11 protein-coding genes and 2 tRNA genes are annotated in these 12,480 nt (G+C 39.6%); all 13 read left to right on the top strand.

Features of this window, described 5'->3' with window-relative positions; translation table 11 throughout:
• Nucleotides 1–89 precede the first annotated feature (89 nt).
• The 13 genes from parC to QM874_RS02090 all read left to right on the top strand — a co-directional run bounded on the left by parC (nt 90) and on the right by QM874_RS02090 (nt 12,421).
• Nucleotides 90–2,567 carry a DNA topoisomerase IV subunit A gene (gene parC, locus QM874_RS02150; protein ID WP_414316023.1) on the top strand — a complete coding sequence of 826 codons (2,478 nt, stop codon included), beginning with the start codon at nt 90–92 and terminating at the stop codon, nt 2,565–2,567.
• A 133-nt stretch (nt 2,568–2,700) separates the two neighbouring features.
• Nucleotides 2,701–3,723, top strand: coding sequence for a branched-chain amino acid aminotransferase (locus QM874_RS02145; RefSeq protein WP_414316022.1), 1,023 nt, complete (start codon nt 2,701–2,703; stop codon nt 3,721–3,723).
• A gap of 21 nt (nt 3,724–3,744) precedes the next feature.
• The gene (locus QM874_RS02140; RefSeq protein ID WP_414316021.1) at nt 3,745–5,712 is read left to right on the top strand and encodes a peptide ABC transporter substrate-binding protein; all 1,968 of its coding nucleotides are present in this window, start codon (nt 3,745–3,747) and stop codon (nt 5,710–5,712) included.
• Between the two features lie 35 nt (nt 5,713–5,747).
• Nucleotides 5,748–6,437 (top strand): DUF969 domain-containing protein, encoded by a 690-nt coding sequence (locus QM874_RS02135; protein WP_414316020.1) that lies wholly within the window; start codon nt 5,748–5,750, stop codon nt 6,435–6,437.
• Nucleotides 6,434–7,357, top strand: a complete 924-nt coding sequence (locus QM874_RS02130; protein WP_414316019.1) for a DUF979 domain-containing protein — start codon at nt 6,434–6,436, stop codon at nt 7,355–7,357. Before QM874_RS02135 ends, QM874_RS02130 begins: the two co-directional genes overlap by 4 nt.
• 13 nt (nt 7,358–7,370) lie before the next feature.
• Nucleotides 7,371–8,015 carry a pyroglutamyl-peptidase I gene (pcp, locus tag QM874_RS02125; RefSeq protein ID WP_414316018.1) on the top strand — a complete coding sequence of 215 codons (645 nt, stop codon included), beginning with the start codon at nt 7,371–7,373 and terminating at the stop codon, nt 8,013–8,015.
• Between the two features lie 134 nt (nt 8,016–8,149).
• A complete protein-coding gene (locus QM874_RS02120; RefSeq protein ID WP_075229097.1) occupies nt 8,150–8,380 on the top strand; it encodes a DUF2969 domain-containing protein in 231 nt (76 codons plus the stop codon).
• Nucleotides 8,381–8,429: 49 nt separating this feature from the next.
• Nucleotides 8,430–8,510: transfer RNA gene (locus tag QM874_RS02115), tRNA-Tyr, on the top strand.
• A 9-nt stretch (nt 8,511–8,519) separates the two neighbouring features.
• Nucleotides 8,520–8,591 (top strand) — tRNA-Gln (locus QM874_RS02110).
• A gap of 163 nt (nt 8,592–8,754) precedes the next feature.
• Nucleotides 8,755–9,957, top strand: a complete 1,203-nt coding sequence (gene rpsA / locus QM874_RS02105) for a 30S ribosomal protein S1 (protein ID WP_075229096.1) — start codon at nt 8,755–8,757, stop codon at nt 9,955–9,957.
• Nucleotides 9,958–10,042: 85 nt separating this feature from the next.
• A complete protein-coding gene (locus QM874_RS02100; protein WP_414316017.1) occupies nt 10,043–10,540 on the top strand; it encodes a GAF domain-containing protein in 498 nt (165 codons plus the stop codon).
• Nucleotides 10,540–12,204: a DNA polymerase III subunit gamma/tau gene (dnaX, locus tag QM874_RS02095; RefSeq protein WP_414316016.1), complete on the top strand. Its 1,665-nt coding sequence runs from the start codon at nt 10,540–10,542 to the stop codon at nt 12,202–12,204. The genes QM874_RS02100 and dnaX overlap by 1 nt, the downstream gene beginning before the upstream one ends.
• Nucleotides 12,205–12,226: 22 nt before the next feature.
• Nucleotides 12,227–12,421: a DUF3272 family protein gene (locus QM874_RS02090; RefSeq protein ID WP_414316015.1), complete on the top strand. Its 195-nt coding sequence runs from the start codon at nt 12,227–12,229 to the stop codon at nt 12,419–12,421.
• Nucleotides 12,422–12,480: the final 59 nt, after the last annotated feature.

The raw sequence follows: 12,480 nt of genomic DNA, 5'->3' as shown, positions 1-12,480 counted from the left end.
AAAGAACTTTAGCTAGAAATAAAAAAATTTACTGTATATTTATATTTTAATAAATAATTCTAATTATTAAATTAAGAAGGTTTATAACCATGTCTAACATTCAAAACATGTCCCTTGAGGACATTATGGGAGAGCGCTTTGGTCGCTACTCCAAGTACATTATTCAAGACCGGGCTTTGCCGGATATTCGTGATGGCTTGAAGCCGGTTCAGCGCCGTATTCTTTATTCTATGAATAAAGATGGCAATACATTTGACAAGAGCTACCGCAAGTCGGCCAAGTCTGTCGGAAATATCATGGGGAATTTCCATCCACACGGAGATTCTTCTATCTATGATGCCATGGTTCGTATGTCACAAGATTGGAAAAATCGTGAGATTTTGGTCGAAATGCACGGTAATAATGGTTCTATGGACGGAGATCCGCCTGCGGCCATGCGTTATACTGAGGCGCGTCTTTCAGAAATTGCTGGTTATCTTCTTCAGGATATCGAGAAAAAGACAGTTCCTTTTGCTTGGAATTTTGACGATACCGAAAAAGAACCAACTGTTTTACCCGCAGCTTTCCCAAATCTTTTAGTCAATGGTTCGACTGGTATTTCGGCTGGATACGCCACAGACATTCCACCGCATAATTTGGCTGAGGTTATTGATGCTGCTGTTTATATGATTGACCATCCAACGGCAAAAGTTGATAAACTCATGGAATTCTTGCCTGGGCCAGACTTTCCTACAGGAGCCATCATCCAAGGTCGTGATGAAATCAAGAAGGCTTATGAAACTGGGAAAGGGCGCGTGGTTGTTCGTTCTAAGACTGAAATTGAAAAGCTAAAAGGTGGCAAGGAACAAATCGTTATCACTGAGATTCCTTATGAAATCAATAAGGCTAACTTGGTCAAGAAAATCGATGAAGTCCGTGTCAATAACAAGGTGGCAGGTATCGCTGAGGTTCGTGATGAATCTGACCGTGATGGTCTTCGCATCGCTATAGAACTCAAAAAAGATGCGAACACGGAACTTGTTCTCAACTACCTTTTCAAATACACTGACTTGCAAATCAACTACAACTTCAACATGGTGGCGATTGACAATTTTACGCCTCGCCAGGTTGGAATTGTACCGATTTTGTCTAGCTATATCGCCCACCGTCGTGAAGTCATCTTGGCTCGTTCTCGCTTTGACAAGGAAAAGGCTGAAAAACGTCTCCATATCGTGGAAGGTTTGATTCGCGTTATCTCGATTTTGGATGAAGTCATTGCCCTTATCCGTGCTTCTGAGAATAAGGCTGATGCAAAGGAAAACCTCAAGGTCAGCTATGAATTTACAGAAGAACAGGCTGAAGCTATCGTTACCTTGCAACTTTATCGTTTAACTAATACAGACGTGGTTGTCTTGCAAGAAGAAGAAGCAGAACTTCGTGAGAAGATTGCTATGCTTGCGGCTATCATCGGTGACGAACGAACTATGTACAATCTCATGAAAAAAGAGCTTCGTGAGGTCAAGAAGAAATTTGCGACTCCACGTTTGAGTACTTTAGAAGATACAGCAAAAGTCATCGAGATTGATACAGCTAGTCTGATCGCTGAAGAAGATACTTACGTTAGCGTGACGAAGGCAGGTTATATCAAACGTACTAGCCCTCGTTCCTTTGCAGCTTCAACCTTAGAAGAGATTGGTAAACGGGATGACGACCGATTGCTATTCGTTCAATCTGTCAAAACTACTCAACACCTTTTAATCTTTACAACGCTTGGGAATGTCATTTATCGACCAGTCCATGAGTTGGCAGATATTCGTTGGAAGGATATCGGAGAGCATTTGAGCCAGTCTATTACAAACTTTGAAACCAATGAAGAAGTGCTCTATGTAGAAGTTGTGGATCAATTTGATGATGCGACAACTTATTTTGCAGCAACACGACTTGGACAAATCAAACGGGTAGAACGCAAAGAATTCTCTCCATGGAGAACCTATCGTTCTAAATCTGTCAAGTACGCTAAGTTGAAAGACGATACTGACCAGATTGTAGCAGTAGCTCCGATTAAATTGGATGATGTTCTGTTGATCAGTCGAAACGGTTATGCCCTCCGCTTTAACATCAAAGAAGTGCCAGTTATCGGTGCCAAAGCTGCAGGGGTCAAAGCCATGAATCTCAAAGCAGATGATGTGATACAAGCAGCCTTTATCTGCAATACATCTTCTTTCTATCTTTTAACGCAACGTGGAAGCTTGAAACGTGTTTCAACAGAGGAAATTCCAGCAACCAGTCGTGCCAATCGTGGCCTTCAAGTCTTGAGAGAATTAAAGAGTAAACCCCATCGCGTATTCTTGGCTGGAGCGGTCTCAGAACAAGGATTTGTTGGAGATCTCTTTAGTACAGAAGTAGAAGATGGAGAACAAACGCTTGTGATTCAATCAAATAATGGAACGATTTACGAATCAATCCTACAAGATTTGAACCTATCAGAACGTACAAGCAATGGAAGCTTTATCTCTGATACTATTTCTGACGAAGAAGTTTTTGATGCCTACCTCAAAGACGTTTTTAAAGATGATAAGGAAAGCTAAGAAAAGGATCAGTCCCAGTGACTGGTTTCTTTTTTTGGTAAAATTTTCAGAAAATTACAAAAAATACTTGAATTTTTTAGAGAATAGTGTAGAATAGAACACATAGCTTTGATTAGAATAAGAGGAGAAGAATATGCCAGTTGCTATTGATTGGGAAAACCTTGGTTTTGCCTATATGAAATTACCTTATCGTTATATTGCTCATTACTCAAATGGTCAATGGAACCAAGGAGAATTGACTGAGGATTCTACTCTCCATCTTTCTGAATCATCACCAAGTCTTCACTATGGACAACAAGCCTTTGAAGGATTAAAAGCCTATCGTACAAAGGATGGTAGCGTACAACTCTTTCGCCCAGATGAAAATGCTAAACGACTCCAACGTACTTGCGACCGTCTCTTGATGCCCCAAGTTCCAACAGATATGTTTGTAGAGGCTTGTAAGGCAGTCGTCCGCGCCAATCAAGAATACGTACCACCTTATGGAACTGGTGGAACCCTCTACCTCCGTCCACTTTTGATTGGTGTTGGAGATATCATTGGGGTAAAACCAGCTGAGGAGTATATTTTTACGATTTTTGCCATGCCAGTTGGAAATTACTTTAAGGGTGGATTGGTTCCAACAAACTTCTTGATTCAAGATGAGTATGACCGTGCTGCACCCAATGGAACAGGAGCTGCCAAGGTCGGTGGGAACTATGCAGCCAGTCTTTTACCAGGAAAAATGGCTAAATCCCGTCATTTCTCAGATGTTATCTACCTAGACCCGTCAACTCACACCAAGATTGAAGAAGTCGGTTCAGCAAACTTCTTTGGGATTACAGCTGATAATGAGTTCGTAACGCCATTGAGTCCATCAATCTTGCCATCTATTACCAAGTACTCATTACTTTACTTGGCAGAGCATCGATTGGGCTTGAAGCCTGTTGAAGGGGATGTACCAATTGATAGTCTGGATCGATTTGTAGAAGCAGGTGCCTGTGGTACTGCAGCCGTAATTTCACCTATTGGGGGAATCCAACACGGTGATGACTTCCATGTTTTCTACAGTGAAACAGAGGTTGGTCCAGTGACTCGTAAACTATACGATGAATTGACAGGTATCCAATTTGGTGACATTGAAGCACCAGAAGGTTGGATTGTAAAAGTAGATTAAAAATTATTAAAGGAGATCTTTATGAAAACGAAAAAGTGGATGTTAACAGCAGGACTTGTCCTGAGTACAACGGTTCTTCTTGTAGCTTGTGGAAAAGCAGATAAAGAAGCGGACGCACCTACAACTTTCTCTTATGTCTATGGAGTGGATCCATCATCCTTAGACTACAGTATTGCCACTCGTACATCAACTACTGATATCGTCGGGAACGTAGTTGATGGTTTGTTGGAAAACGATGAATATGGGAATTTGATTCCTTCCTTAGCTGAGGATTGGACTGTCTCAAAAGATGGATTGACTTATACTTATAAACTTCGTAAAGGAGTTAAATGGTATACCTCAGAGGGTGAAGAATACGCTGAAGTAACTGCGCATGACTTTGTTACTGGATTGAAACACGTAGCAGATGGCAAATCAGACGGTGTCACTCTTATTCAAAACTCAATCAAGGGCTTGAATGAATATATGACTGGTGAGACTAATGACTTCTCTACAGTTGGTGTTAAGGCAGTGGATGATTATACTGTTGAGTACACTCTAAATGCACCAGAAAGTTTCTGGAATTCAAAAGTAACTTCAGCAACTATGTTGCCTGTAAATGAAGAGTTCCTCAAAGCTTCTGGTAAGAATTACGGAGCAGTTAGCCCATCTGGTATCCTGTATAACGGTCCATATATCTTGAAAACTTTAACTTCTAAATCCTTAATCGAATATGAAAAGAATCCAAATTACTGGGATAAAGAAAAGGTGAAAATCGAGAAGGTTAAACTGACCTACTATGATGGGTCAGACCAAGAATCCTTGATTCGTAGTTTCTCGTCAGGCGCCTACACAACTGCTCGACTTTTCCCAAGTAGTTCAAACTTTGCTTCAACTTTAGAACAATACGGGGATAAAATCACCTACAGTCCACAAGATTCAAATAGTTACTACTTTACCTTCAACGTAAATCGTCAGTCTTACAATAAAACTGCTAAAACAAGTGATGAGCAGAAGTCTTCTACAAAAGAAGCTATGTTGAACAAGGACTTCCGTCAGGCTATCAACTTTGCCTTCAACCGTCATTCTTATGCTGCACAACTAAATGGTGAAGAAGGTGCTGATAAGATTATTCGTAACAGCCTAGTGCCAGACAATTTTGTACAATCTGGCGGCAAAAACTTTGGTGATATTGCTCAAGCAGAATTGATTAACTATGGAGACCAATGGAAAGGTGTTGAGCTTGTTGATGGAAAAGATACAATCTACAATCCAGACAAAGCCAAAGCATCATTCGAAAAAGCTAAGAAAGAGTTGGAATCAAAAGGTGTAACCTTCCCAATTCACTTGGATGTTCCAGTTGAACAAACAGATACAATTGCCGTTCAACAAAGCAATTCCTTCAAGCAATCAATCGAATCAACACTTGGTGCTGAAAATGTTGTCATTGATGTCCTTCAGATGACAGATAACGAAAAAGAAAGCATTACATCTCAAGCACGTGTTCCCGCTCAAAAAGACTACGACTTGAACAGCACTGGATGGTCTCCAAGTTATCAGGACCCAGCATCTTATTTGAATATCATGGATCCAAAAACTGGTTCTGCTATGAAACACCTTGGTATTACTAAAGGAAAAGACAAGGAAGTCGTAGCTCAACTTGGTTTGGATCAGTATAAGAAACTCTTGGATGATGCAGCTTCTGAGACAAATGACTTGGACAAGAGATATGAAAAATATGCCAAAGCTCAAGCATGGCTAACAGATAGTTCTCTCTTGATGCCAACGGCTTCATCAGGTGGTTCACCAGTTGTTAGCAACGTCGTTCCTTTCTCAAAACCATACTCACAAGTTGGTATCAAAGGCGATCCATATATCTTTAAAGGCATGAGATTGCAAAAAGAGATTGTGACTACTAAAGAATATGAAGCTGCTCTTGAAAAATGGCAAAAAGAAAAATTAGAATCAAACAGTAAATACCAAAAAGAACTAGAAAATCATGTCAAATAGAACAGACTAGTGTTTTTGGAATAAAGGAAGATTAAATGGAATGGCTTAAACTAATAGGGATAGCTATCATTGTTGCTGGTTTTATCTATAAATTAGATACCATCGCAACGGTAGTCTTAGCTAGTTTAGTTACAGCTCTAGTTTCTGGAGTTTCTCTTGTTGAGTTCTTGGAAATTTTAGGAAAAGAATTTAGCAATCAACGAGTTCTTACGATTTTTATGGTAACCTTGCCCTTGGTTGGTTTATCTGAAACTTTTGGCCTCAAGCAACGTTCAATTGACTTGATTCAAAAGATTAAAGGATTGACCGTAGGAAGTTTTTATACAATTTACTTCTTGATTCGAGAGCTCGATGGTTTCTTTGCCATTCGTCTTGGAGGACATCCGCAGTTTGTAAGGCCTTTGGTTCAACCCATGGGACAAGCAGCAGCAGAGTCTCAATTAGGTAGAAAATTAACGGAGCAGGAGAGCGAAGCGCTAAAAGCGCGTGCAGCAGCAAATGATAATTTTGCAAATTTCTTTGCTCAAAACACTTTCGTTGGTGCAGGTGGTGTCCTCTTGATAGGGGGCACACTGGACCAATTAGGTTACGAAAGTAATTATGCAGGAATTGCTTCAGCTTCGCTTATAGTTGCAGGAATTGCCCTATTTATAGTTGGGATTTACAATTACCTGTTTGATAGAAAACTGCTAGCAAATAAGGTTAGTAAAGGGAAAGAAGAATGACCAATCTAGCAAGACAGTTATTAGAGTTGACCTATATTGTGATTGGTTGTCAATTCCTTCATACGGCTTATTGTAGCTATAAAGATAAAACAAACCCAGTTCGCTTTGGAACGGCTGGGTTTTGGGCTTTATTGGGCATCAGTTTTATCGGTGGTTCCTATCTACCTTCTGTCTGTATTGGAGTTATCGTAGTGCTATTAGCCCTGCTAACTCTCTTTAAACAGGTTCGTATCGGAACCTTACCGTCTCTGGATGAAGTCAAGGCAAACATTGAAGCAAAACGACTAAAGAATAAAATTTTTATTCCAGTCATGTTAATGGCTTTGATTGCTTTAGTATTAGCAAAAATAGTTCCTGAGTTTAGTAAGATTGCTATCAGTCTTGCAGCATTTTTCGCAACCATCTCTCTTTTATTGATTACTAAGAGTTCTCCTAGAAGTTTGTTAGCAGAAAACAATCGCATGGTGCAACAAGTTTCAACCAGTGGGATTGTGCCTCAACTTTTAGGTGCTTTAGGGGCAATATTTACCGTAGCAGGAGTGGGAGACTTGATTTCTCATTTGATAAGCGGTCTAGTACCTTCGGGTAGTCGTTTTATGGGTGTGGTAGCTTATGTCCTTGGGATGGTTCTATTCTCCATGATAATGGGTAATGCCTTTGCGGCCTTTACTGTCATTACTGCTGGAATTGGTGTTCCCTTTGTATTTGCCTTGGGAGCTGATCCAATTGTAGCCGCTGCTCTAGCAATGACAGCAGGTTGCTGTGGAACCTTATTGACTCCAATGGCGGCTAACTTTAATGCTTTACCGGCAGCTCTCCTGGATATGAAAGATCCAAATGGGGTTATCAAAGCGCAAGTAGGAGTAGCTGTTGTCATGATTGTCCTCCATGTATTTTTGATGTACTTTTTGGCATTTTAGTAAAGGAAATAAAATGAAAATATTAGTTACAGGTTTTAATCCTTTTGGTGGTGAACAGGTCAATCCAGCTCTAGAAGCTGTTAAATCATTACCGTCTGAAATCAATGGTGCAGAGCTTCATTGGGCAGAAATCCCAACGGTCTTTTATCAATCAGCAGAGGTTTTAGAAGCAGAAATAGTTCGATATCAACCAGATGTTGTGCTTTGCATCGGACAAGCAGGAGGAAGAGCGAGTTTAACTCCTGAGAGAGTTGCTATCAATCAAGATGATGCTAGAATTCCAGATAACCAAGGAAATCAGCCGATTGATGAACCTATTCGCCTGGACGGTCAAGTTGCCTACTTTAGCACACTCCCTATCAAAGCGATGGTACAAGCCATAAAAGAAGAAGGGCTACCTGCAGCAGTATCCAATACAGCAGGAACTTTTGTTTGTAACCATTTGATGTATCAGGCACTCTATTTAGCGGATAAGAAATTTCCCCATATGAGGGCAGGCTTTATGCATATTCCCTATATGACAGAACAAGTGGTAAATAAGCCTAATACTGCATCCATGTGCTTAAGAGATATTGTCAGAGGTATCGAGGCAGCTATTAGAGCTATCGTAGACTATAAAGATAAGGACTTGAAGTTAGTAGGTGGAACAACCCATTAATAATGAGTCATCTCTAGATTAAAAATTCTAGATTTTTTACAAAAACTCTGTATCAAGCTTGGTTTGGTATAGAGTTTTTTCTTGCCAGTTTTCTAAATTTCTTGTACAATAGGAAGAGTGAAAAGAGGTAGAGTATGAGTAAAAAAGATAAAAAAATTGAAATTCAATTAACGGATGCAACTGTTTTAGTTGGGAAAGAAAAGTATGACGGTTACACTTTAACCATTGGTAAAAAGATCATCGGTGAAATTGCCGAATTAGACAATCAATTTGCGATCATAAAGAATGGAAATGTCGATAGTTTTTATAAAAAACTTGAAAAAGCTGTGGAAATTTTGATTGAAAACTATAATTTAGCAAAATAATGCTTGTTTTTTGTAAATTTTCATGATATAATAGACTCTGTTAATTGTCGGAGAGATAGCGAAGAGGCTAAACGCGGCGGACTGTAAATCCGCTCCTTCGGGTTCGGGGGTTCGAATCCCTCTCTCTCCATCTTATTTTTGGGGTATAGCCAAGCGGTAAGGCAAGGGACTTTGACTCCCTCATGCGTTGGTTCGAATCCAGCTACCCCAGTTCTTAGGTAATAAATTCAAGATAAAAAGAAAAATATCTTAGGGTATTTTATTTTTATAATTGAAAGACGTGAATGATATGAACATGTCCTTGCGGGTGCTTAGGAAAAAAATTATAAGTATGTCAAGCTGAAGAAAAGCTTGATTGTTGGAGGATTTTTTAGATGAACGAATTTGAAGATTTGCTAAATAGCGTTAGCCAAGTTGAGCCTGGTGATGTTGTTAGTGCTGAAGTATTGACAGTCGATGCGACTCAAGCTAACGTTGCAATCTCAGGAACTGGTGTTGAAGGTGTCTTGACTCTTCGCGAATTGACAAACGATCGCGATGCAGATATCAATGACTTTGTAAAAGTAGGTGAAGTATTGGATGTTCTTGTACTTCGTCAAGTAGTTGGTAAAGATACTGATACAGTAACATACCTTGTATCTAAAAAACGCCTTGAAGCTCGCAAAGCATGGGACAAACTTGTAGGACGCGAAGAAGAAGTTGTTACAGTTAAAGGAACTCGCGCTGTTAAAGGTGGACTTTCTGTTGAATTTGAAGGTGTACGTGGATTTATCCCAGCTTCAATGTTGGATACTCGTTTCGTACGTAACACTGAGCGTTTTGTAGGTCAAGAATTTGAAGCTAAAATCAAAGAAGTTGACGCTAAAGAAAACCGCTTCATCCTTTCACGTCGTGAAGTTGTAGAAGCAGCTACTGCAGCAGCTCGTGCTGAAGTATTCGGTAAATTGGCTGTTGGTGATGTAGTAACTGGTAAAGTTGCTCGTATCACAAGCTTCGGTGCTTTCATCGACCTTGGTGGTGTTGATGGATTGGTTCACTTGACTGAATTGTCACACGAACGTAACGTTTCACCAAAATCAGTTGTAACTGTTGGTGAAGAAGTTGAAGTGAAAATCCTTGATCTTAACGAAGAAGAAGGACGTGTATCACTTTCACTTAAAGCTACAACACCTGGACCATGGGATGGCGTTGAGCAAAAATTGGCTAAAGGTGATGTTGTAGAAGGTACAGTTAAACGTTTGACTGACTTCGGTGCATTTGTTGAAGTATTGCCAGGTATCGATGGACTTGTTCACGTATCACAAATTTCACACAAACGTATTGAAAATCCAAAAGAAGCTCTTAAAGTTGGTCAAGAAGTTACTGTTAAAGTTCTTGAAGTTAACGCTGATGCAGAACGCGTTTCACTTTCTATCAAAGCTCTTGAAGAACGTCCAGCTCAAGAAGAAGGACAAAAAGAAGAAAAACGCGCTCCACGTCCACGTCGTCCAAAACGTCAAGAAAAACGTGATTTTGAACTTCCTGAAACTCAAACAGGATTCTCAATGGCTGACTTGTTCGGAGACATCGAACTTTAATCCATTCGAATTTGAATCAAATCCTTTGTTTTTAAAACAAGGGATTTTTCTTTTTTCTACTAGCATTTTTTGATATAATGGTTTTATGTTATATTCAGAAAAAGAATCACTTTATCAAATAATAAATGAACAGCTCTCTTATCTTTTAGAAGGAGAGCCCAATGTGTTGGCTAATCTTTCTAATGCTAGTGCTTTGCTAAAAATAAGCTTTCCCAATACTGTTTTTGCAGGTTTCTATCTATTTAATGGGAATGAACTGATCTTGGGACCCTTTCAAGGTGGAGTTTCATGTGTACGAATCGCTCTTGGAAAAGGTGTTTGTGGCGAATCGGCAGCTAGTCGTCAAACAGTTATTGTTGGTGATGTAAAGACCTATCCAAACTATATTTCTTGCGATAGTAGTGCTCGTAGTGAAATTGTTGTGCCAATGGTTAAAGATGGACAACTTCTGGGTGTTTTAGACTTGGATTCATCTCTTGCCGATGATTATGATGAAATGGATCAGAAGTATCTAGAAGAGTTTGTTGCTATTTTGTTAGAGAAAACCGAATGGAATTTTTCAATGTTTGAGGAGAAAGCGTAATGTATCAGGCCCTTTATCGAAAATATAGAAGTCAAACCTTTTCCCAGTTAGTAGGCCAAGAAATTGTTGCAAAAACTCTGAAACAAGCTGTAGAGCAGGAAAAGATCAGCCATGCCTATCTTTTTTCAGGGCCTCGTGGAACTGGAAAAACCAGTGTAGCTAAAATTTTTGCTAAGGCCATGAACTGCCCTAATCAAGTAGGGGGAGAACCTTGTAATAACTGTTACGTTTGTCAGGCGGTTACAAATGGTAGTTTGGAGGATGTTATCGAAATGGATGCAGCCTCTAATAATGGGGTTGATGAAATTCGTGACATCCGTGATAAATCGACCTATGCTCCGAGTGTTGCCCACTATAAGGTTTATATCATTGACGAGGTTCATATGCTTTCAACTGGTGCCTTTAATGCTCTTTTGAAAACTCTTGAGGAACCAACTCCAAATGTTGTCTTTATCCTAGCAACGACAGAGCTTCATAAGATTCCTGCAACCATTTTATCTCGGGTTCAGAGATTTGAATTTAAGTCTATCAAGACTCAGGATATTAGAGATCATATCTTCCATATTTTAGAAAAGGAAGGGATTGATTATGATTCTGAGGCTGTTGAGATTATTGCTCGTCGAGCTGAAGGTGGTATGCGGGATGCCTTGTCCATTTTAGACCAAGCATTGAGCTTGACTCAAGATGCTAGATTAACAACAGCTGTTTCTGAGGAAATTACGGGGACTATTAGTCTAAGTGCTTTGGATAATTATGTGGCTGCCTTGGCACAAAAAGATGTGACTCGTGCTTTGGAAAATCTTAATTTGATTTTTGATAACGGAAAAAGTATGACACGATTTGTAACGGATTTGTTGCAGTATCTACGGGATATTTTGATTGTCCAAACTGGTGGGGAGAATACTCACCATAGTGATCTCTTTAAGGATAACCTAGGTCTTTCACAGGCTGTTTTGTTTGAAATGATTGGAATTGCGACAAGTAGTTTAGCTGATATCAAAGCTAGCTTACAGCCTAAGATTTATGCTGAAATGATGACCATTCGTTTGGCAGAGATAGATTCAAAACCAACATTATCAGATGATACAAGTGGAGAATTAGCCTCACTTAGAGAAGAAGTTGCGCGATTGAAACATTCTCTGGCAAATGTTAATACGAGTCCTAAGCAGACTACACCAACACCGAGTCGTCCAGTTAACAGCAAGTCAATTTATCGTGTAGATCGTAATAAGGTTCAGTCTATTCTTCAAGAAGCTGTTGAAAATCCTGATTTAGCCCGTCAAAATTTAATTCGTCTCCAAAATGCTTGGGGTGAAATTATTGAAAGCTTGTCAGGTCCTGATAAGGCACTTTTAGTTGGTTCTCAACCTGTTGCGGCTAATGAACATCATGCCATTCTTGCATTTGAGTCTAACTTCAATGCTGGCCAGACCATGAAACGTGATAATCTCAACACCGTGTTTGGCAATATCCTTAGTCAAGCAGCTGGTTTTTCTCCAGAGATTCTTGCTATATCTATGGACGAGTGGAAAGAAGTCAGAGCAGACTTCTCAGCTAAGGCTAAATCGCCACAAGGTCAACCAGTTAAGGAAGAAGTGGAAGAATCTGTCCTTCCTCAAGGATTTGAATTTCTAGCGGATAAAGTAACCATAGCAGAAGATTAAAAGGATATTGTGACATAATACGATGAACAGACAACAATTTATAATCATGGCCTTATTTACTGCTGCTGAGACCTATTTCCTTAATGAATCCATCATGGAGCAACGGTATATTATGGCCTTGCTTTGGGCTATTTTAATCCTGAGAAATTTTCGAGTCAGCTATATCATGGGTAAAATTGTGAGCGCTATAGATGATCATTTTCAAGGGAAGAAGTAGCTCCTAGCTTCTAGACAAAATCAAAGCCTTTTAGGCTTTTTTTTGTTATACTATTAAAG

It is taken from the genome of Streptococcus infantis (assembly GCF_047463615.1).
Classification (GTDB): Bacteria; Bacillota; Bacilli; order Lactobacillales; family Streptococcaceae; genus Streptococcus; species Streptococcus infantis_X.
The sequence above is the reverse complement of the archived record's forward strand: the minus strand, read 5'-3'. Positions and strand labels throughout refer to the sequence as shown.

Coding starts and splice junctions, on each gene's coding strand:
- QM874_RS02135 (WP_414316020.1), top strand. CDS start 5,748: ATGGAATGGCTTAAACTAATAGGGATAGCTATCATTGTTGCTGGTTTT.
- QM874_RS02140 (WP_414316021.1), top strand. CDS start 3,745: ATGAAAACGAAAAAGTGGATGTTAACAGCAGGACTTGTCCTGAGTACA.
- QM874_RS02120 (WP_075229097.1), top strand. CDS start 8,150: ATGAGTAAAAAAGATAAAAAAATTGAAATTCAATTAACGGATGCAACT.
- dnaX (WP_414316016.1), top strand. CDS start 10,540: ATGTATCAGGCCCTTTATCGAAAATATAGAAGTCAAACCTTTTCCCAG.
- parC (WP_414316023.1), top strand. CDS start 90: ATGTCTAACATTCAAAACATGTCCCTTGAGGACATTATGGGAGAGCGC.
- QM874_RS02145 (WP_414316022.1), top strand. CDS start 2,701: ATGCCAGTTGCTATTGATTGGGAAAACCTTGGTTTTGCCTATATGAAA.
- QM874_RS02100 (WP_414316017.1), top strand. CDS start 10,043: ATGTTATATTCAGAAAAAGAATCACTTTATCAAATAATAAATGAACAG.
- QM874_RS02130 (WP_414316019.1), top strand. CDS start 6,434: ATGACCAATCTAGCAAGACAGTTATTAGAGTTGACCTATATTGTGATT.
- QM874_RS02090 (WP_414316015.1), top strand. CDS start 12,227: ATGAACAGACAACAATTTATAATCATGGCCTTATTTACTGCTGCTGAG.
- rpsA (WP_075229096.1), top strand. CDS start 8,755: ATGAACGAATTTGAAGATTTGCTAAATAGCGTTAGCCAAGTTGAGCCT.
- pcp (WP_414316018.1), top strand. CDS start 7,371: ATGAAAATATTAGTTACAGGTTTTAATCCTTTTGGTGGTGAACAGGTC.